Annotated in this window: 2 protein-coding genes; both read right to left on the bottom strand. The window is 63.6% G+C overall.

What is annotated here, in order from left to right; genetic code table 11:
* Positions 1 to 88: 88 nt before the first annotated feature.
* Positions 89 to 11,974, bottom strand: a complete 11,886-nt coding sequence (locus AC3ZVB_RS24795; RefSeq protein ID WP_490147977.1) for a non-ribosomal peptide synthase/polyketide synthase — start codon at positions 11,972 to 11,974, stop codon at positions 89 to 91.
* Positions 11,974 to 22,983, bottom strand: coding sequence for an amino acid adenylation domain-containing protein (locus AC3ZVB_RS24790; protein WP_490147976.1), 11,010 nt, complete (start codon positions 22,981 to 22,983; stop codon positions 11,974 to 11,976). Before AC3ZVB_RS24790 ends, AC3ZVB_RS24795 begins: the two co-directional genes overlap by 1 nt.
* Positions 22,984 to 23,292: the final 309 nt, after the last annotated feature.

Raw genomic sequence — 23,292 nt, 5'->3', positions numbered from 1 at the left:
GCGAAGCGGTCCCCTGCCTTCTGGAACAGGGGACTGCTTCGCAGCCCAGCGGGAGCAAGCTCCCTCGCCACAGGTTATTTATTGTTTTTCATGCCGTGGCCAAACGCTGTTCGAGCAAATCCTCCAGCTCATCAAGCAGTTCATCACTGCGCAGCAGTTCGTAGTGCCCGCCGGCCAACAGACGATCAACGCCATGGCTGCCGACCTGAGCTTCGAACACCCGACGTTCATCGTCACGCTCAGCCACCCACCAGCGATGCGCCGCGGCGTTGATCGCCGGCAGTTGCCGGTGCGCGAGTGCCAGCTGCTTGAGCCGTGAGCCAGTGACGAAGATCTGTGTAAGCTCCCCCGCCCCCAGCGCAGCTTGCTCGTTGGAACCGTGCAAGGCGGCTTCGATCACGGCAGTGGCGCCCTCTCGCTCGTTCAAATCAGCCGCCTTAAACACGATCAATGCCTGAGCCTCTTCAGCCGGCAGCCCCAGCACGAACCTGAGGAAATCCCCCAGGTCCTCGCGCCAGTCACCCGCTTCGGCGGTACCGGCGATGTAGCTGTCGACCAGTCCGGCAAAGGTCACCTGCTCACCTTGAGATTCCAGCTCCCGGGCGACCAATTGCGTCAGCGCGCCCCCCAGCGACCAGCCCAGCAAGTAGTACGGCCCCTTGGCCTGCTGAGCACGAATACGTTGCGCATAGGCCTGAGCCATGGCCTGCAAGGAATCGTCCTGCCAGTTCGGATCGAGCAACATGCGGCATTGCAGGCCATACACCGTGCGCCGTCCTTCCAGGCGCCGCGCCAGCGGTTCGTAATCGAACACCGTGCCGAAACCGGCATGCAGGCAGAACAGCGCGGGCACGTTGGGGATCCGCGCGTTCAACGCCAGCAACGGGTCCGGCGCCGACGTCACGGGCTCGGCTGCCTGGTAACCACTGAGTTCAGCGATGCAGGGTTTCTGCATCAAATCCCGCAGTTTCAATTCGAAGCCCAATTGCGGCTGACTGCGCACCCGTGAGATGACTTTGAGCACCTGCAACGAATCGCCGCCCAATTCGAAGAAGTTGTCGTCGATGCCCACCTGCGGCACGCCGAGCACGTCTTGCCAGATCGCGGTCAACGCCGTTTCCAATGGGTTACGCGGCGCGCGATAGCCGCCGAGCGCCCATTCAGGCACCGGCAATGCACGACGATCGAGTTTGCCGTTGGCCGAAAGCGCGAAGCGCTCCAGCACCAGGATGCGCGCCGGCACCATGTAGTCCGGCAGTTGCGCTTGCAGTTCGGCTTTCAGGCGTCTATCCAGCCCGACCGCCCCGCCCCCCACCACGTAACCCACCAACTGCTTGCCGGTCGGCGTGTCGTGCACCACCACGGCGGCATCCTGCACCCCGGCGCACTCACGCAGACGCGCTTCTATTTCCCCCAGTTCGATGCGGAAACCACGGATCTTCACCTGCTGGTCAAGACGTCCCAGATAATCGATCAGCCCGCACTCGCGCTGGCGCACCAGGTCGCCAGTGCGATACATGCGGCCACCGGCCTCGAACGGGTCGGGGATGAACCGCTCGGCGCTCATGCCCGGGCGCAGGTGATAACCCCGCGCCAGGCATTCACCGCCCAAGTACAGCTCGCCGCTGACACCGACCGGCAACGGGTTGAGGTCAGCATCCAGCACGTACAGGCCACGCCCGGCCACACCACGCCCGATCGGCGCATAGGCGGCGTCGCAGGTTTCGCTGGCCTCGGCACGCCACAGCAATGGCGTGACCACGGTTTCGGTCGGGCCATAGCCGTTGACCAGACGTTGCGGACGCAAGGCGCGTTTGACCTGCTCGAAACTCGCTTGCGGCACCGCGTCCCCACCAAAGCAATACACCTCGACCGCCGGTGGATTGCCGAGACGTTCGGCGACTTCGGCCATCTGTTGCAGGTACGCCGGCGGGAAGCAGGCCACGGTGACGCCATGACGGTGCAGCACCTCCAGGGTCTGCTCCGGGGTCCACAAACTGTCGTCGCGGATCACCAGACTGCCACCGGCCAACAGCACACTCAGCCACCGCTCCTGCGCACCGTCGAACGCGAACGACATGAAGTGCAGTTCACGACTGCGCGGGGCCAGTTCATAGAGGTCGATGATGCCGCGGCAATGCCGGGCGATCGGACCGCGCGCCACGGCCACGCCCTTGGGTTGGCCAGTGGAACCAGAGGTGTAGATCAGGTACGCCAGGTGCCCCGCCAGCGGCGTCGACGATGGGCACTGGACGTTGCCGGCAATGCTCAACTGATCAAGCAACAGCCGTGGCGGGCTGTCCGCCAGCGGCAAGCGTTCACTCAGGTCGCTGTCGCACAGCAACAGGCTCGCCGCCGAATCCTTGAGCATGTAAGCCAGGCGCTCGGCCGGGTACGCCAGGTCCAACGGCAAGTAGGCGGCCCCGGCCTTCAGCACCGCCAGGAACGCAATGAGGGTGCGCTCGGAACGCGGCAGCGCCACCGCCACCAGCTGTTCCGGACCGATACCGAGATCGATCAGGTGCTGCGCCAGCCCATTGGCCTGAGCGTCAAGGTCGGCATAACTGACTTCACGATCCTCACAGAACAGGGCGATTTTCTGCGGTTGCTTGTGAACATGCTGATTGAACCCGTGCAGCAGGTCAGCGTGGTTGTCCGACGCCTGTGGCTGGCTGATTAACGCGTGGGGCAAACCGATGTTGCCGAGCAAACAGGTCGCATCTTCAGGCAACGCCCGCAACAATCCCTCAAGCTGCGCACGAATGCGCTGCACTTCCACGTCACTGAAGCGATCGCGCAGGTACAGGTATTCGACTTCCAGGCCTTCCTCGTTGGCGCTGACCATCAAGTCCATCGGGAAGTTGGTGACCCCGCCACTGCCGACTTCGGCAAAGCGCAACTCACCTTCCTCGCCCCCTTTCAACGCACGGTCCACCGGATGGTTTTCAAACACGATGATACTGTCGAACAGACCTTGCCCACCCTGCCCGGCCCAGCGCTGGATGTCCGACAACGGCGTGTGCTCGTAGTCGCGCACCATCAGGTTGTAGTCCTGCAAGGCGCGCAACCACTCGCCCAGCGGCTGTTGCGGGTCGAGGGTCTGGATCACCGGCAAGGTGTTGATGAACAGACCGAGCATGTCCTGGGCACCGGCGAGACCGGTCGGACGCCCCGCCACCGTGGCGCCGAACGCCACGCTGCGCTGGCCACTGTGGCGTTGCAACAGCAACAGCCAGGCGCCTTGCACCAGGGTGTTCAACGTCACGCGCTGACGCTTGGCGAAGGTGTGCAGCTTACGCGTCGCGTCGGCGTCGAGGTTGCTGTACATCACGCCATGCCCGGACCCTGCGGCGCCCGACGCCTTGGCCAGAATAGTCGGCGCTTCAAGCAGCGCCAGACGCTCGCGCCAGAAGCCTTCCGCCTGCGCACCGTCCTGGCGTTGCAGCCAGGCGATGTAGTCGGCGTAACGACCGGTCAGGGCCGGAAGGCTGTCGTGGTGGTACAGGCGCAACATGTCGCCCAGCAGCCGCGAAGCACTCCAGCCGTCCAGCAGCAAGTGGTGGTAGATCCAGATCATCTGGTGCCGGTCGTCACCCAGGCGCACCAGAATAAATCGCATCAACGGCGGGCAGCTCAGGTCGAAGCCTTTGGCTTGTTCCGCAGCCGCCAATTCGCTCAACGCCTGTTCGGTGTCGTTACGGTCGCGCCAGTCGAGTTCTTCGATCGGCAACTCGACATCGGCGAACACCGCTTGCAGTGGATCCGCCAGGCCATCGCGCCAGCGGAACGCCGCGCGCAGCACTTCATGACGCTCGACCAAGGCCTGCCACGCCGCGCGGAATCGCGGCACCTGCAAGCCGTCCACGGCCACGCTCAACTGGTTGACGTACGGATTCAGTTCCGGCGAATCAAGGCAGTGGAACAGCATGCCCTGCTGCATCGGCGACAGCGGATACAGGTCTTGCAAGCCTTCGCGAGCGGCGAAATCGATGTGCGGCACCAGTGAGAACGCTTCGACTTTCGCCGCTTCAATCAGTGCTGCTTCACGGCGGGTCGCTACCGCAGCGAGCGCACGAATGGTCTGCTGTTCGAACAGTTGCTTGGGACTGAACACCAGACCGCGCTGCCCCGCACGACTCACGGCTTGCAGCGAGATGATCGAGTCGCCGCCAAGTTCGAAGAAGCTCTCGGTGACGCCCACTGAATCCAGTCCCAGCAGCTCTTGCCAGATCGTCACCAGCATCGCCTCGGCCGGTGACGCCGCAGCCACGTGTTCGAGGTTCTGGCGCGACGTTTCAGGCGCGGGCAGGCCTTGGCGATCGAGTTTGCCGTTGGGTGTCAGCGGCAAGGCAGCCAGGCACATCAAATGCGCGGGCAGCATGTGCGCCGGCAAGCGACTGCGCAGGTGCACGGTCAGCGCTTCACGCAAATCCTGCTCGTCGGCCAGCGGGTCACGCGGCACCACATAACCGACCAGCTGGCGACTCACGGGGCCGTCGCGGTCGATCACGAACGCTTCGCGCACGCCTTCGTGTTCCAGCAGGCAGGCTTCGATTTCGCCAAGCTCGATGCGGAACCCGCGAATTTTCACTTGCTGGTCGATGCGCCCAAGGTACTCGACGACGCCATCGGCACGGAACCGCGCGAGGTCACCACTGCGGTACAACCGCGCGCCAGGCACGAACGGGTCCGGCACAAAACGTTCAGCGGTCAGGTCCGGACGTTGATGGTAACCACGCGCCACGCCCTCCCCGCCCAGGTACAACTCGCCCGCGACGCCCACCGGCAACGGCTGCAAACCACCGTCCAGAATGTAGGCGCTGCGGTTGCCGACCGGACGACCGATCGGCATGAAGGCCGAGTCGAATTCAGTGTCGGGATACGCTAGCCAGATCAGCGGCGTAATCACCGTTTCGGTCGGGCCGTAGCCGTTGATCAGGCGCTTGGGTTGCAGAACTTGCTGCACCTCATCGAACGCGTGCTTGGCCATGCCTTCACCGCACGGCGTGTAGGAACGGATCGGCAGATCGCGCCCCGCTACGCCCATGAAATCGGCGATCTGCGACAGGTAGGTCGGGGTGAAACAGGCGATGGTGATGCCGTGTTTTTCGATTTCGGAGCAGGTGCGCTCCACGCTCCACAACTCGTCATCGCGGGGCATCACTGCCGAGCCGAACACCAGCGGCGTCAACCAGCGCTCGTGGGCGCCGTCGAAGCTGATCGAGGCGAATTGCAGCTCGCGATCATCCGGGGTCATGCCGTACAGCTCGCCAATCGACAGGCAATGCATGGCCAGCGGACCGTGCGCCACGCTGACGCCTTTCGGCCGGCCGGTGGAGCCCGAGGTGTAGATCAGATAGGCAAGGTTTTCGCCGCAAGTGAGGTTGACCGGGTTGGCGTCCGCCATCAGGTCCAGCGGCTCGCGATCGATTTCCAGCACCGACAGATTTTCTGGCAACGGCAGTTTTTCCCGCAGCCACGATTGGCTGATCAGCAGCGAAATCCCACTGTCTTCCATCAGATAGCGCAGGCGTTCGGCGGGGTATGCCGGGTCAAGCGGCACGTAGGCACCGCCGGCCTTGAGGATCGCCAGCAGGCCGATGATCATCTCCGGCGAGCGTTGCATCGCCAGGCCGACCCGCACTTCCGGGCCAATGCCCAGAGCGCGCAGGCGATGGGCCAGTTGATTGGCGCGACGGTTGAGTTGGTCGAAGCTCAATTCCAGATCATTGAAGATCAGTGCCGTGGCGTCGGGGCGAGCGACAGCCTGGGCTTCGATCAACTGATGCACGCAGAGCGGATCTTCCGCGACGGTGAACGCCGGGTTCCACTCGAGCAACTGCTGCTTCCGCTCAGGCGCGGTCAGCAGGTCCAGTTCGCTCAACGCCACCTGCGGCGCCGCAACCATGGCCGTCAGCAGCGTCGCCAAATGCTCGCTCATGCGCGCAATCGCCTCACTGCTGAAATGGCTGCACTGGTAGCTCCAGTTCAGGCTGAGCTGGCTTTCGGCGGTCGCCGCCAGGGTCAGCGGGAAGTTGGTGCGTTCATGGTTGTGCGGGATCGAGAAGCTCAAACCGGCCGGTGCGCCTTGTTGCAATGCTTCGGCCACCGGGAAGTTTTCGAACACCAGCAGACTGTCGAACAGCGACTCACCGGCACGCCCGGCCCAGCGCTGAATATCGCCCAACGCGGTGAACTCGTGTTCGCGCAGTTCCAGGTTCTGGGCCTGCAAACGGGTCAGCCATTGCGCGACGCTTTCCATCGCGTCCGGGCTGCTGATCACCGGCAAGGTGTTGATGAACAGGCCGAGCTGGGTTTCGGCACCCGGCAAATCGACCGGACGCCCCGCCACCGTGGCACCGAACGCCACGCTGCGCTGGCCGCTGTAGCGTTGCAGCAAGATCGCCCACGCACCTTGAACCAGGGTGTTGAGGGTGACTTTCTGCTGACGGGCAAACTCGCCGAAGCGTTTGCTGGTGGCCACGTCGAAGGTCTGGCGATGGTCGGCGAACTCGACGCTCGACATACGCTTGGGCCCGACCGGCGCCAGGCTCTGCGCCAGCAAAGTCGGGTTGTCGAGGCTCGCCAGTTGCGCGCGCCAGAACAGCTCGTCGGCCTGGGCATCCTGACGTTGCAGCCAACCGATGTAGTCGGCGAATCGCCCTGTGGATGCCTGCACGTCCTGCCCGGCATAACGCTGCAGGACTTCGCTCAACAGCAACGAGTTGCTCCAGCCATCGAGCAACAGGTGATGGTGGGAGTAGATCAGTTGCTGGCGCTCGTCGTCCAGGCGCACCAGGGTCAAGCGCATCAAGGGGGCGCGAGTCGAATCCAGTTGCAGGCGTTCACTGTCGATCAACAGCGCCAGCGCTTCGGCCTGATCGTTGCGGGTGCGCCAGTCGAGGCAGGTCAGCGGCAATTGCAGATGACGATGGACCAGTTGCACCGGTGCTTCGAAACCGTCAGGAAAATGGAAGCTGCTGCGCAAGATCGGATGGGTGTCGAGCACCGCTTGCCACGCGTGCCCCAGCCGTTCGGCATCGAGGCCACGGGCCTCGACACTGAGCTGATTGACGTAGGCGCCGGAGTCGCTTTCGTACAGGCTGTGGAACAACAAACCGGCTTGCATCGGCGACAGCGGGTACAGGTCCTCGATCTGCGCGGGCGGCACTGGCAGTTCATCGAGTTGGGCCTGGGTCAGACGCGCCAACGGGAAGTCCGCCGGGGTCACGCCGCCCGCGCCATCGCTCAGGCAGTGAGCGATCAGCGCCAGTAACTCGCGCTGGTAATCGGCGGCCAGGGCTTCGATTTCACCCAGAGAGAAGCAGTCACGACTGAAGGTCCAGTCGAGCTTGAGTTCACCGCCAAACACCTGGCCGTCCACCGACAGCCAGTTCGGCAGCGGCGCCTGGGATGATTGCGCGGCACCGCTGGATTCCCGGGCCGGGGTGAACAATGCGTCCTCGGCGAAGCTCTGGTCGAACTGACCGAGGTAGTTGAAGGTGACCCGTGCTTGCGGCAGCGCGGCCAGTGCCGTCTGGGACTCGGCATCGCCCATATACCGAAGCAGCCCGAAGCCCATGCCTTTGCCGGGGATTTCACGCAGCTGCTGCTTGATGGCCTTGATCGAACCTGCAAGGTCAGTGGTGGGTGTCAGGCGCACCGGGAACAGGCTGGAGAACCAGCCGACGGTGCGGGTCAGGTCGATGCCGTCGAACAGTTCTTCGCGGCCATGGCCTTCCAGTTGAATCAATGCCGAGCCGTGGCCGGTCCAGCGGCTGAGGGTTCGGGCCAGTGCGGTCAGCAACAGGTCGTTGACCTGGGTGCGGTAGATCGCTGGCGCCTGTTGCAGCAACTGGCGGGTTTGTTCACGGTCCAGGCCAATGCTGACGCCCTGGCGCAGATGCCCGGCCTGGCTGGCCTGAGGGTTGGCGGCCGGCAGCGAGTCGCTTGCATCCGCCAGTTGCCCTTGCCACCAGCCCAGTTCACGGGCAGCAACGTCGGACTGTGCATACGCCTCAAGTTTGTCCGCCCAGGTCTGGAACGCGCTGGTCTTGGGTGGCAAGTCCTGGCCCTGGTAAGCCGCCTGCAAATCTTCCAGCAACACCCGCCACGAAACGCCGTCCACCGCCAAATGGTGAACCACCAACAGCAAGCGTTGCGTGCCATCCGCCTGGGCAATCAAGGCCACACGTAGCAGGGGCCCGTCCTGCAGACTGAGGCTGCGCTGGGCTTCGTCGCACACCGATTCCAGGGAGGCATCATTGGCCACGCTGGCGGTCCAGAGCATATCGATGACATCGGCGCTGTCAGCCCCGACATAGCGCGCCGACCACTTTGTAGGAGTGAGCCTGCTCGCGATGAGGTCATCACAGTCACCCTTAACGTTGCCTGCACTAACGCCATCGCGAGCAGGTCGAATCGTCGCACCGTCACTCCCACAGGGTTCCTGCGGTGTTCCGTCGACCAGGCTGAAGCGCAAACGCAGGGCATCGTGCTGTTTCAGAACCCGTTGCAGCGCCGCTTGCAGGCGGGGTAATTCGAGGGTTTCGCGGGGTGTCAGTAGCACGGCCTGGTTCCAGTGCCCTCGCTGCGGGATCGGTTCGTCGAAGAACCAGCGCTGAATCGGCGTGAGCGTTTGCACCCCGTCCACCTGTCCTTGGTGCACCTGCGGCGCGGCCTGCTCTTTGACCACGGCGGCCAGTGCTTGCAAGGTTTGCTGCTGGAACAGGTCGCGCGGTTGCAGGCTCAGGCCGGCACGACGGGCACGGCTGACCACCTGGATCGAAATGATCGAGTCACCGCCCAGTTCGAAGAAGTTGTCCTGACGCCCGACCTGCTCGACACCAAGGACGTCCTGCCAGATCTGCGCCAGCACCTGCTCGTGTTCGCTGCGCGGCGCTTCGAAGGCGCGCTGACTGACGTGTGCGGTCGGCGCAGGCAGGCGTTTGCGGTCGAGTTTGCCGTTGGGGCTCAGGGGCATTTGTTCGATCAACACGGTCTGCGCCGGCACCATGTAATCCGGCAGGCTGGCGAGCAGATGGCTTTTCAGGGTTTCACGCCAGGCGCCTTGTTGCTCGGCATCAGCGCCCACCCGTGTGCGATCCTGCGGCACAACGTAGGCGACCAATTGCTGACCGCTCGGGCCGTCGAGTGCCAGGACCACGGCTTCCTGCACGTCGGCGTGTTCTTGCAGGCGCGCTTCGATTTCCCCCAGCTCGATACGCAAACCGCGAATCTTCACTTGATGGTCGATACGGCCGCAGTAATCGATGGCGCCATCAGCGCGATAACGCGCCAGGTCGCCGGTGCGATACAGGCGCTCGCCACTGCCGAACGGGTCGACCACGAATCGCTCGGCGGTCAGCGCGCCACGGCGGTGGTAGCCGCGCGCCAGGCCGACGCCGCCCAGGTACAACTCGCCCACCGCGCCCAGCGGCAAGGGTTGCAGTTCACTGTCGAGGATGCAGGTGCGCAGGTTGGCAATCGGACGGCCGATCGGCACGCTGTCGCGGCCTTCTTCCACGCAGGTCCAGTGGGTGACGTCGATGGCCGCTTCGGTCGGGCCATACAGGTTGTAGAGATGGGTGTGCGGCAGAGCGCGCAACGTCTGACGTTGCAGTTCCATCGGCAGCGCTTCACCGCTGCAAATGATCCGAGTCAGCGAAGTGCAGGCCAGTGCCTCGTCGGCAGCGATGAAGGCCGAGAGCATCGAGGGCACGAAGTGCAGCGTGGTGATCGCCTGCTCGACAATCAGCGCCGCCAGGCGTTGCGGATCACGATGCTCGCCGGGCGCGGCGATCACCAGGGTGGCGCCCTTCATCAATGGCCAGAAAAACTCCCACACCGACACGTCGAAACTGAACGGCGTTTTTTGCAGTACGCGGTCCGTTGGCGACAGGTTGTAGGCCTCCTGCATCCACTCCAGACGGTTGTGCAGGGCCACATGACGGTTGCCCGCGCCTTTGGGTTTGCCAGTGGAACCGGAGGTGTAAATCACATAGGCGAGGTTTTCGGCGACCGCGAGGTTGTTCAGGTCGGTGCCCGGCAGATCGCTCAACCAATCGGCCTCGGCCTGCAGGCACAAGGTGCGCACGGTGTCCGGGGTCGGCAATTGTTCCAGCAGATGCGCCTGGGTCAGCAGCAGCGAAATGCCGCTGTCGTCGATCATGTAGCTCAGGCGATCCAGCGGGTATTCCGGGTCGAGCGGCACATAAGCGCCGCCAGCCTTGAGAATCGCCAGCAGGCCGACGACCATTTCGAACGAGCGGTCGCAGGCGATCCCCACCAGCACTTCCGGGCCGACGCCCTGGGCGCGCAAGTGATGAGCCAGACGGTTGGCACGCAGGTTCAGCTCGGCGTAAGACAGTTTTTGACCCTGGAACACCAGCGCCGTCGCATCGCCGTGTTCAGCCACGCGTTCTTCGAAATGACGCTGCACACAGACTTCGCCCGGGTAGCTTCTGGCGGTGTCATTAAGGTCGTCGAGCATGCGCAGACGCTCGTCGGCCTCCAGCAAAGGCAGCTCCGCGATCGGGCTTTGCGGGTTTGCCAACAGGCCGGCCAGCAGGTTTTTCCAATGACGCGCCAAATGCTGGATGCGCTCGGCGTCGAACAAATCCGTGGCGTAGGTCAGGCTGGCGAACAGCTGGTCGCCCTCCTCCTGTGTGTCCAATTGCAGGTCGAACTGGGTGGTGTGCGCCGTCGCGTTCAGCGCTTCGACTCGCAGCCCGGCGAGCAAGCCACTGACGGCCGCCGGCTTCGCCTGCTGATGGTTGAACATCACCTGGAACAGCGGGCTGTGGCTCAGGCTGCGCTCACCTTGCAGCGCCTGGACAAGACGTTCGAACGGCACGTCCTGATAGTCCTGGGCGTCCAGCGATGCGGCGCGGGTCAGGTCGAGCAACTGGCTGAACGGCAGGCGCCCGTCCAGTTCGGCGCGCATCACCTGGGTGTTGACGAAAAAGCCAATCAAGCCTCGGGTTTCCGCACGATGACGGTTGGCAATCGGCACGCCGATGCGCAGATCGGACTGGCCGCTGTAGCGATAGAGCAGTGCCTGAAAACTTGCGAGCAACAGCATGAACGGTGTGACGCCGCGCTGTTTGGCCAAGGCCATCAGCCCTTTGGCCAAGTTTGTATCGAGGGCGAAATCCAGACGCGCACCGCGCTGGCTCGGTTGTGCCGGGCGCGCACGGTCGGTGGGCAATTCGAGCAGCGGTTGTTCACTGCCCAGGGTGTCACGCCACCAGTTGAGCTGACGCTCCAGCTCGCCGGCGTCCATCCAGCGGCGTTGCCACAGGGCGTAGTCCGAGTACTGGATCGGCAACGGGTCCAACGCAGCGCTCTGCCCTTGGCAATGGGCGGCGTAGAGTCGGGAAAACTCTTCGATCAGCACGCCCATCGACCAGCCATCCGTGACGATGTGGTGCAGGGTCAGCAACAGGACATGGTCCTGGTCATCGAGCTGCAACAGACTGACGCGCAGCAGTGGACCCTGCTGCAGATCGAACGGCCGGGCGATGTCCTGCTCGACGCGGTTCATGGCGCAGGCGAGGCGTTGCTCCTCGGGTTCACGGCGCAAGTCGATCATTCCGATGGGCAACGAGGTGAATTCGGCCAGCGTCTGCATGACCTGCCCGTCGTCCTCGACGAAGCGGCTGCGCAGGCTCTGATGCCGCTCCAGCAGCACGTCGAAACTCTGCTGCAACGCTTCAACATTCAGCGGCCCGTGCAAGCGCAACGCCGCGGGAATGTTGTAGGCCGAACTCTGTGGATCGAGCTGCCAGAGGAACCATTGGCGTTGCTGGGCATAGGACAGTTCGAAGCTTTCCTGCCGCTCGGCGGCTGGAGGAATCGGCAGCTGACCGAAGCTCACGCCCTGCTCTTGCATGCGTGTCAGAAACTCGCGGCGCTTGTCGGCAGGCAGGCCGGCGAAACGGCTGGCGATACGCTGGGCAGTGGTGTGTTCCATCAGTTGATCTCCATCTCGTCGAGAAGCGACTCAAGCGCATTCAGACGTGCATCGTTGTCAGTCGGGGCGTGTTGCCCGGCCATGGCGGCGTAAGCCTGAAGGTCGGCGGATTCGAACAGCGCACGCAGCGGCAGCTCGATACCCAGTTCCAGTTCCACGCGGGCACTGGCCTGGGCGGCGAGCAGCGAATGCCCGCCCAATTCGAAGAAGTTGTCGCGGCGGCCAATCTGCGCCACACCGAGCACGCTGGCCCAGATGCCGGCGAGGTGCCGTTCAAGATCGCCTTCCGGGGCTTCGAACGGTCGTTGCCAGTCTTGCGCGTCCGGCACTGGCAAGGCCCTGCGGTCGAGCTTGCCGTTGCCGGTCAGCGGCAAGGCATCGAGCAGCAGCCAGTGGCTCGGCACCATGTACTCCGGCAGTTCGACCTTGAGCGCGGCGCGCAGGTGGTCACGCCAGGCAATCGGATCGTGGGGCGTCTGCTCGGCCACGACGTAGGCGCAGAGCTGCGGCCCGCCTTCGCTCGGGTGAACGCTCAGCACCGCCTGACGCACACCCGGTTGGGCCAGCAGCGCCGCTTCGATTTCGCCAGGTTCGATGCGGAATCCGCGAATCTTCACTTGCTGGTCGATTCGCCCCAGGTAATCGATGCTGCCGTCGGCACGCTGACGCGCCAGGTCGCCGCTGCGATAAAGACGCTGCGCCACCTCGAACGGGCTCGGCACGAATCGCTCGGCGGTCAGGTCGAAACGCCCGTGATAACCCCGCGCCAGACCCGCACCGGCGATGTACAACTCGCCCGCCACACCGACCGGCACCGGTTGCAACTGGCTGTCGAGCAAGTACCAGCGCAGGTCGCGAATCGGCAGGCCGATGGGGCTCTGGGCCTTGCCGTCGAGGTCGGCCAGGCGGATGGCGCGGTAAGTCACGTGCACCGTGGTTTCGGTGATGCCGTACATGTTGACCAGGGTGGGCTGCTGGTCGCCAAAGCGTTCGAACCATGGACGCAGGCTCGCGACTTCGAGGGCTTCACCGCCGAAAATCACCTGGCGCAGGGCCAGATTGCGTTCGCTGGCGCAGGCAATTGGCAACAGTTGACGGAATGCGCTGGGCGTCTGGTTCAACACCGTCACGCCTTCATCACAGAGCAGGCGGTGGAATGCCTGCGGCTCGCGGCTGATGTAGTACGGCACGACCACCAAACGGCCACCGGTGCACAGCGAACCAAACAGCTCCCACACCGAGAAATCGAACGCGTAGGAATGGAACAGCGTCCAGACGTCATGCGGACCGAAATTGAACTCGGCGGCGGTGGCGCTCAGCAGACGCCCGACGTTGCCATGGCTGAGCAAGGCGCCTTTGGGACGACCAGTGGAGCCAGAGGTGTAGATGACGTAGGCGAGGTTTTCCGGAGTCGTCAGCACGGGCAGGTTGTCAGCGCTGTAGGCATCCAGCTGCAGCGATTCAAGGCTCAGCACCTGCACACCTTCGCGCGAGGGCAAGCCATCGATCAGGTGCTGCTGGGTCAACAGCAACGTGATGCCGCTGTCTTCGATCATGTAGCTCAAGCGCTCGGCCGGGTATTGCGGATCGAGTGGTACATAGGCGCCGCCGGCCTTGAGGATCGCCAGCAGCCCGACCACCAGCGGCATGGCCCGCTCAGTGGCGATGCCGACCCGCACTTCCGGGCCGACGCCCTGTTCGCGCAGTTTGCGCGCCAGTTGGTTGGACTGGGCATTGAGCGCGGCGTAGGTCAGGTGCTCGCCTTCGTAGACCAGTGCGATGGCGTCGGGCCGCAGGGCCGCCTGGGTTTCAAACAACCGGTGCAACGTAGGTGACCGCGGTTGAGCGTGGAATGTCGGGTTCCAGTGCTGGACCAGGGCATCGCGTTGTGGCTGATCGAGGATCGGCAACTCGGCCACTCGATGCTGCGGGTCTTCGACCACGGCGCGCAACAGGTTCAGCCACTGCTCGGCGAGGCGCTGCATGGACGCTTCGTCGTACAGGTCCGTGGCGTAAGTCAGGCTGGCATCCAGGGTGTCGCCCTGCTCCTGGGTGTCGAGCACCAGGTCGAATTGCGTGGTGTGTTGCTGCCAGTGCAGACGCTCGACTTGCAGGCCGCCAACGCTGCGCTCGACGCTCGCGCCCAGTTGCTGCTGATGGTTGTAGAGCACCTGGAACAATGGGCTGTGATTGAGCGTGCGGTCAGGTTGCAAGGCGTCGACCAATTGTTCGAACGGCAGGTCCTGATGGGCCTGCGCATCCAATGCGGTGTGCTTGACCTGTTGCAGCAAGGCACTGAAAGGCAACTGCCCGTCGATCTCGGCGCGCAGCACCTGGGTGTTGATGAAGAAGCCGATCAGGCCTTCGGTTTCCAGGCGCGAACGACCGGCACTCGGTACGCCGACACTGATGCTCGACTGCCCGCTCTGGCGATGCAGCAGGGCCTGGAAACTCGCCAGCAACAGCATGAACAGCGTCACCTGCTGCGCCTGTGCACGCTGGCGCAGACCGGCGAGCAACCCGCGATCAACGTTGAGTGCAAGGCTCGCGCCGCGCTCGCTGCGACGGGCCGGGCGGGTCAATTCGCTGGGCAGTTCAAGCGGTGCCTGGGTGCCCGCCAGTTGCTCGCGCCACCAGTCCAGCTGACGAGCGCCCTCGCCTGCCTCCAGCCACTGTCGCTGCCAATGGGCGTAATCGCTGTAGCTCACCGGCAGGCTGGCGAGGTCGACGGATCGACCGTCGACAGCGGCCTGATACAGCGCGCTGAACTCATCGACCATCACCTGCATCGACCAGCCATCGGCGGCGATGTGGTGCACGGTGAGGACCAGAACGTGTTCGTCCGTGTTCACCTGCAGCAGCAATGCACGCCACAGCGGACCGTTGCGCAGGTCGAACGGCTGGGCGATTGCTTCGGCCACGGCGCGTTCAACCGACGCTTGATCCAGCGTACGTTCGACCCATTGCAGCGCCAGGTTTTCATGCAGCACCGGACGCGCCTGCTGGCCGTCCTGTTCAAAGGTTGTGCGCAGGGTATGGTGACGGGCCTGGAGTTGTTCGAAAGCTTTTTGCAGGGCCGGACGGTTCAACGCCCCCTTGAGGCGCAATGCCGCCGGGATGTTGTAGGCCGCGCTGTGCGGGTCCAGTTGCCAGAGGATCCATTGACGCTGCTGGGCGTAGGACAGGATCGGGGGCTGATCGACCGCCAAGGCATGCAGGACCGGTTGATTGCCGATGTTCGCCAACGCGGCTCGTTCGGCAAATTCCGCCAGGTTCGCTGCCGAGAACAGGCTGCTGACGGACAGCTCGAGCTGCAATTGCTGACGCACCCGGGAGATCACCTGAAGCACCAGCAACGAGTGCCCGCCCAGTTCGAAGAAATTATCGTCGCGGCCCACGTGTTCGACCTGCAGCACGGCTTTCCAGATCTCTGCCAGCCGGGTTTCAAGCCCGGCGAGCGGCGCCACGAAAACGCGTTGAGCATTGTCGCCGTCAATTCGCGGGAGCGATTTTCGGTCGAGTTTGCCGTTGTTGTTGAGGGGCAGTTTGTTTAGCAGGACGAGGTGGTTGGGCACCATGTACTCCGGCAGCGACTGGCGCAGTGCTGCTTTGAGACTGTGCAGATACTCGGACTCGGAAGTCACCGCGCCACTCGCCACGACGTAGGCCACCAGCTGCGTGCCGTCCTGGGCAACAACAGCCGCGTCGCGCACGTCTTCCCGTGCTTGCAGGCAGGCTTCGATCTCGCCCATTTCGATGCGCAAACCACGGATTTTCACTTGGTGGTCGATGCGTCCGACGTATTCCAGATGGCCCTCGGCGTTGTACCGCGCCAGGTCGCCGCTGCGGTACAGGCGAGCGCCCGGTTCAGGGGCGAACGGGTCCGGCAGGAAACGCTCGGCAGTCAGTGCCGGACGATCGAAGTAGCTTTGAGCGAGGCAGGTCTGAGCACCGATGCACAATTCGCCGACACCACCACGAGGCAGTAATTGACCCGCCGCGTCCAGCACGTAGAGCGCACGCCCGGCGATGGCGCGACCGATGGGAATGCCAAACGCATCGCTGGCATCCTCCAGACGACATTCGTGAATGCTGGACACCACCGTCGCCTCGGTCGGACCGTAGGTGTTGAGCAACCGCACATGCGTCAGACCGGCCTGATGCCACAGGCGCAGACCTTCAACCGACATCGCCTCACCGCCCACGTGGACCTGACGCAAATCGCCAAGATGACGCACCACGCCGCTTGCGCATTCCCGGGCCAGCAAGTGCCAATAGGCGGCGGGCAAGTCCGCCACGGTAATGCCCTGCTGGACGATTTCGGCGGCGAGGCGGCCGGCATCCCACAGGTCATCGCCACGCATGATCAACGCCGCGCCGACGCACAGGGCCGGGAAGCATTGTTCGACGAAGCCATCGAAACTGAAGGTGGCGAACTGCAGCACGCGGTCTGCTGGGGACAGCTTCGAATAGTCGGCGGCGGTTTGGCAGAACTCGCGCAACGCGCCGTGGGTGATGGCGACGCCTTTGGGTTGGCCGGTGGAGCCGGAGGTGTAGATGATGTAGGCGAGGTCTTCAGTGGCCGGGCTGGCGCTATCGCGAGCGAGCTTTGCTCCTACAGATGGCTTTGCTCCTGCAGGCGCTGTATCGGTGCTGTTTTCGAGGGTGAGACGGGGGACGTTTTTTACGTCTTCCAGCAGACTGGATTCGCACAGCAGCAGGTCGAGGCGGCTGTCGTGGATCATGTAGCTCAGGCGTTCGGCCGGGTATTTCGGGTCGAGCGGGACGTAGGCGGCGCCGGTTTTGAGCACGGCCAACAGGCTGACGATCAGTTGCGGGCCGCGATGCAGGGCGAGACCGACACGCTTGCCGCGGCCTGCGCCGTTGGTGATCAGTCGATGGGCCAGGTCGTTGGCCTGGGCGTTCAGCTCGCCGTAGCTCAAGGATTGACCGTCGACCCGCACCGCCAGCGCATGTGGCGTTGCGTCGGCTTGAGCGGCGATCTGTTCGTGTGCCAACAGGGTTGTGGATAACTCGACGGCAGCGGATTGGCTGACCGTGAGCACGGTGTTTTTCCCCTCCTCATCGAGCAATTCCAGCGCGCCCAACGCGGCGTTCGGCGACGCTACCAGTTGCGCCAGCAGGTGCTGCAGATTGGCCGACAGTTCGGCGATTTGCGCGGCACTGAAGCGTGCGGTGTCGTAGCTGAACTCCAGGCTCAGGCCTTCGCCCAGCTCGACACCGAGGGTCAGCGGGTAATGCGTGCGCTCGTGATTGTGCAGGTTGCCGAACGACAACCCGGCCGGCGCGCCTTGCTTCAGGGCTTCGGCCACCGGGAAGTTTTCGAACACCAGCAGGCTGTCGAACAGCGCCGAACCCTGCTGCCCTGCCCACCCCTGAATGTCATACAGCGGCACATGCTCGAACTCGCGCATGGCCAGGTTCAATGCCTGCAACGCGTTCAACCATTGGCTGACGGTCTGATCGGGCCTGATGGCGCACACCAGCGGCAGCGTGTTGATAAACAGCCCGAGCTGCTCTTCGATGCCCGGCAAGGGTGCAGAGCGGCCGGCCACCGTGGCGCCGAAGGCCACGCAATCCTGACCGGTATAACGATGCAGCAACAGGCTCCACGCCGCCTGGAGCACGGTGTTGAGGGTGACTTTTTGCTGACGGGCGAACTCGGCCAGATGCTGGGTGGCGCGGCAGTCGAGAGCCACGCGGTGTTCCTCGCTGCCTGTGATTCCAACCGGTGGACGCAAGGCTTCGGCCAGCAATGTCGGGGCTTCGAGGGGTGCCAGTGCGGCTGTCCAGAATGCCTCGCCGGCGCTGGCCGATTGCTGCTGCAACCAGCCCAGGTAATCGCGGTACTGCCCGGTCGGCGCAGGCAGTGAATGGCCGGCGGCGTAGTGCTGGATCACTTCGGCGAGCAACTGCGCGTTGCTCCAGCCGTCCATCAAGATGTGGTGGCTGGTGTAGATCAGGTGCCAGGCGTCAGTGCCGGTACTGATTAATTTCAATCGAAACAACGGCGCGGCATTCAGTGCGAAACCCTGGTTGCGTTCGGCATCGGCCAGCGCATCGGTGTCGGTCGCCTCAAGCACTTGGAGCGGCAGCGGTACCTGACGGCTGATCGCCTGATGGGCGGTGTCGAGGCCTTGCCAGTGAAAGCTGCTGCGCAGAATGTCGTGTCGCTCCAGTGCCGCTTGCCAGGCATCGGCGAAGCGCTGTGGATCGAGGCCTTGAATGTCCAGGCGCAACTGGCTGATGTAGGCGCCGACTTGCGGTTCATACAACGTGTGAAAGAGCATGCCCTGCTGCATCGGTGACAGCGGATAGAGGTCCTCCAGCGTCGCGACCGGCAATGTGTCGAGTTGCGCCTGGCTGATGCGCGCCAACGGAAAGTCCGACGGCGTGGCTTGCTGTTCTTCGAGTGTGCAGCAGTGCTCGATCAGGGCCGCGAGCTCTTGCGCGCAGGTATCGACCAGCGTCTGAACGGTCGCGGTGTCGAACATCTCACGGCTAAAGCCCCAGCTCAGGGCCAGTTCGCCGCCGTACACCTGGCCTTCGACGGTCAGCCAGTTACCCAGCGGGGCCGTGGGATCCTGCGCCGCGCCGTTGCCTTCAGTGGACGGCACAAACAGCGCGGTGTCGTCGAACTGACGGTCGAACTGCCCCAGGTAGTTGAAGGTGATACGCGGTTGCGGCAACGCGGCCAGCCCGGCACGAATCGCCGGGTTGCCCAGGTAGCGCAACGCGCCATAACCCAGGCCTTTGTCGGGGATGGCGCGCAGCTGCTCCTTGATGGTTTTGATTGACGCGCCGAGGTCATTGCAAGGGCTCAGATTGACCGGGAACAGGCTGGTGAACCAGCCGACGGTGCGGGTCAGATCGATGTCATCGAACAGGTCCTCGCGGCCATGGCCTTCGAGCTGAATCAACGTGCTGCCCTGCCCGCTCCAGCGGCAAACAGCACGGGCCAGAGCGGTCAGCAGCAGGTCGTTGACGTGGGTGCGATAGGCCGCTGGGGCTTGTTGCAGCAGCTTGCGGGTCTGTTCGGTGTCGAGTTTGAGTTCGAGTTTTTCCTCGAAGCGATTTTCCAGTGCGCCGTCTGGACGGTCGCAAGGCAGTTCGCCTGACGCTGCACCCAAGTGGGTCTGCCAGTGCTCCAGGCGTTGTTCAAAGACCGGGAGGTGGGCTTGCAGGCGCGCCACCCAGTACTGATAGCTGCTGGTTTTTGGCGTTGTCGAGGCGACGCCGCTATAGAACTGCTGAAGGTCTTCCAGCAGCACGCGCCAGGACACGCCGTCCACCGCCAAGTGGTGAACCACCAGCAGCAAGCGCTGGGAGTCGTCAGCCATTGTCACCAGCAATGCGCGCAGCAGCGGACCGTTTTGCAGGTCGAGACTGCGTTGGGCTTCGTCGCACAAGGCGTTGAGTTGATCCGTCGTCTGCGCCTGACGTTGCCACAGCACCGACTCGGTGGTCGGTACGGCGTAGGCTTGTTGCCAGCCGTTTTCGGTGTGTTGGTAGCGCAGGCGCAAGCTGTCGTGATGGGTCAACAGGTGCTCCAGCGCGCGGGCGAGCGCATCGACGTTTAACGCCTTGCGCGGAACCAGCAGCAGCGACTGGTTCCAGTGCTGACGCTCGGGAATGGCTTGCTCGAAGAACCATTGCTGCACGGGCGCCAGCGCCACGGCACCACTGGCCGGCCCCTGATTGATAGAGACTTGCTCACCGCTGCGGGCAGCCTGGGCAAGGCTGCGAATGGTCTGGTGCTGGAACAGGTCCTTGGGGCTCAACAGGATGCCCGCCTGACGCGCGCGGCTGACCACTTGCATGGACACGATGGAATCGCCGCCCAGTTCGAAGAAGTTGTCTTCGAGACCGACGGTGTCGATGGCCAGCACGTCCTGCCAAATGGCGGCGAGGGACTTTTCCAGCGCGCTGCGTGGCGCGATGTGTTCGCGTTGCTGCTGGCTGCCGTCCACCGCAGGCAGCGCCTTGCGGTCGAGCTTGCCGTTGGGGGTCAGTGGCAGATGGTCGAGGAACAGCAGGAACGACGGGATCATGTAATCCGGCAGGTGCTGGCGCAGTCCGGTTTTGAGGACTTCACGCAGGTTCGACTGGGCCTCGACATCGCCGGTCAAGACGTCGGCATGGGTGGGCACGATATAGGCCACCAGTTGCTGGCCGTTGGTACCGTCCTGCGCCAGCACCGCCAATTCGCGCACGGCGTCCTGTTGCAACAGCCGCGCTTCGATTTCCCCCAGTTCGATGCGGAAGCCGCGCACCTTGACCTGATGGTCGATGCGTCCGACGTATTGCAACGTGCCATCGGCCTGATAACGGGTCAGGTCGCCGGTGCGGTACAGACGTTCGCCGTTGCTGGCGAAGGGATTTGGCACATACTTTTCGGCGGTCATTGCGGGCCGGCCGAGGTAACCGCGAGTGATGCCCGCGCCCGCCAGGTACAACTCCGCCGCTATGCCTTGGGGCACCGGTTGGAGTTCGGCGTCCAGCAAATAGCTGGCGGTGTGCTTGAGCGGTCGGCCGATGCTGGCGCGGCCACCGGCCTCGCGACGGGTCCAGGTCGAGTAGGTGGTGTCTTCCGACGGGCCGTACAAATCAAAGACGTGCTCGACGGTCGATTGCTGGTACAGCGCGTCCACCAGGCTCTGCTTCAACGGTTCGCCGGCAAGGTTGATGATGCGCACGCTTGGCGGAATCTGCCCGTCGCGTTGCAACGCGTTGATCGCCGACGGCACGGTGTTGATCAGACGCACCTGATCCCGGGCCGGCAACAGCGGCAATTCCAGGGCATTGCGGGCGATGATTACCGAACCGCCGTTGGCCAGGGTCACAAACAGCTCCCACACCGAGAGGTCGAAGCACACCGAGGTGGAGGCCAGGACGCCCTGGATGTCCTCGCGGCGGTAGACCGATTTCGACCAGTCGATCAGCGCCAGCACGTTGCGATGGGCGATGGCGACGCCCTTGGGTCTGCCGGTGGAGCCGGAGGTGTAGATGACGTAGGCGAGGTTGTCCGCGGTGACACGAGTGAGCGGTGCGCTGGCGGGGTACGCCGCGAGTGTCGAGGCGACCTGATCGAGCAGCACCACGTGGGTGTCGGCGGGGGCGATCAGCGTCGCGGCAACCGACTGCTCGGTCAGCAACACCAGGGCGCGGCTGTCTTCAAGCATGTAGGCCACGCGTTCGGCCGGGTAATCCGGGTCGAGCGGCACGTACGCGCCGCCAGCCTTGAGCACGGCGAGCAGGGCGACCAGCAACTGGTCGGTACGCGGCATCGCCACGCCGACGCGGATTTCCGGGCCGACGCCCAGCTCGATCAGTTTGTGCGACAGGCGATTGGCCTGAGAGTCGATCTCGGCATACGTCAGCTGTTGTGTGCCGAAGGTCACCGCCAAAGCATCCGGGGTCGCGGCGGCTTGCTGGCTGATCAGTTCGTGGATGCAGCGGTCTGTGGCGAAGGGTTCGTCGACACGATTCCAGTCATGCACGATGCGCTGGTATTCGGCGGTGTCCAGCAGCGGCAAATCGCTGATGCGCTGCTGTGAGTCGCTGACCATGCCGCGCAGCAGATGCGTCCAGTGCTGCGCCATGCGGGTGATGGTGGCGGGGTCGAACAGGTCGTTGGCGTAGGTCAGTGCGGCGTGCAGTTTTCCTCCCTTTTCAAATGTATCGAGGGTCAGGTCGAACTGCGTGGTGCGCCCTTCCCACTCGATCACACCCAGCGCCAGGCCGGACGCGGTGCTGACGGTGGAGATGTCGGCGACGTGCGGCTGGTGGTTGTACATCACCTGGAACAGCGGTGTGTGGCTGAGGCTGCGTTCCAGTTTGAGCGCTTCGACAAGACGCTCGAACGGCAGGTCCTGATGGGCCTGAGCACCGAGGGCGATTTCCTTGATCGCGAGCAGCAAGTCGGTAACCCGGGTCTGGCCGTCGAGCTGAGTGCGCAGCACCTGGGTGTTGACGAAGAAGCCGATCAGGCCTTCGATGTCGGCGCGGTTGCGGTTGGCAATTGGCACGCCGACGCGGATGTCGGTCTGGCCGGTGTAGCGATGCAGCAGCGCGTTGAAGGCGCTCAGTAGCAGCATGAACAGGGTGATGTTGTGCTTCTGCGCAGTGGCTCGCAGCCGCTCGGCCAGTGACGCGTCGATGGCGAATTCGTAACGGGTGCCGCGATAGCTCGGCATGGCCGGGCGCGGGTGATCGGTCGGGAGTTCCAGGACCGGGTGCTCATCGCCCAGTCGGGCCTGCCAGTATTCGAGTTGACGCGCCTGCTCGCCCGCCTCCAGCCAGCGACGCTGCCACAACGCGTAGTCGCTGTACTGGATCGGCAAAGGTGCGAGTTGTGGTTGAGCGCCGGCTTCGAAGGCGTCGTAGCAGCGGATGAATTCATCGATCAGGACGTTCATCGACCAGCCGTCGGAAACGATGTGGTGCAGGGTCAGCAGCAGGACGTGTTCCTGCTCGGCAAGTTTGAGCAAAGTGACGCGCAGCAAGGGGCCGACTGCCAGATCGAAGGGCTGTACCGATTGCTGTTCAGCGGCGTGTGCCACGGCGGCTTCACGTTCCGTGGCGGGCAGGTGACTGAAGTTTTTCTGCTCGATCACCAGCGGCGCAACAGTCGGTACTTGCAGCAAGCTGTCGTCGGCCTGGTGCTGGAACACGGTGCGCAGGGTTTCGTGACGCGCCACCAGGCTGGCGAAAGACTGTTCCAGCGCTGGAATGTTTAACTGGCCGGTGAGACGTACCGCGCCCGGCAGGTTGTACGCGCCGCTGTGCGGGTCGAGCTGCCAGAGAAACCACATGCGTTGCTGGGCGTACGACAACGCCTGGCGATCCTCGGCATCGACGTCGGCAGGAATGGGGAAACGGGCGAAATCAACGCCTTCCTTGTGCAAGGCCGCAAGGAACATCTGGCGCTTTTCCAGGGGCAACCCGATAAACCGGCGAGCAAGTTTCAAGGAGTCTTCAGCGTTCATTTCTGGGTATCCGGATCAGTGGCGGGAAGCACAAAGGCACGTCGTCCCTATAAAACGAATGCAGACCGGAAAAATTAGCGAATGAGAACAAGTATCAGAAACGAGGTGGAATGCGGGGGCGCGCAGAGCTCTGTAGGAGCTGTGTAGGAGCTGTCGAGTGAAACGAGGCTGCGATCTTTTGATCTTTTTTTTCAGATCAAGATCAAAAGATCGCAGCCTCGTTTCACTCGACAGCTCCTACAGGTTTGGTGGTTGGCCGCGATCAGTGCAGGAGTGAGCCTGCTCGCGATGGCGGTGGGTCAGTCAATA

Source organism: Pseudomonas sp. MDV22-iso1 (genome assembly GCF_058145095.1).
Note: the sequence above shows the minus strand (reverse complement) of the source record. Positions and strands in the feature narration are given on the sequence as shown.

What these genes read in the sequence shown, in the direction of transcription:
- AC3ZVB_RS24795 (WP_490147977.1), bottom strand. Translation starts at nt 11,974, where the DNA reads ATGGAACACACCACTGCCCAGCGTATCGCCAGCCGTTTCGCCGGCCTG.
- AC3ZVB_RS24790 (WP_490147976.1), bottom strand. Translation starts at nt 22,983, where the DNA reads ATGAACGCTGAAGACTCCTTGAAACTTGCTCGCCGGTTTATCGGGTTG.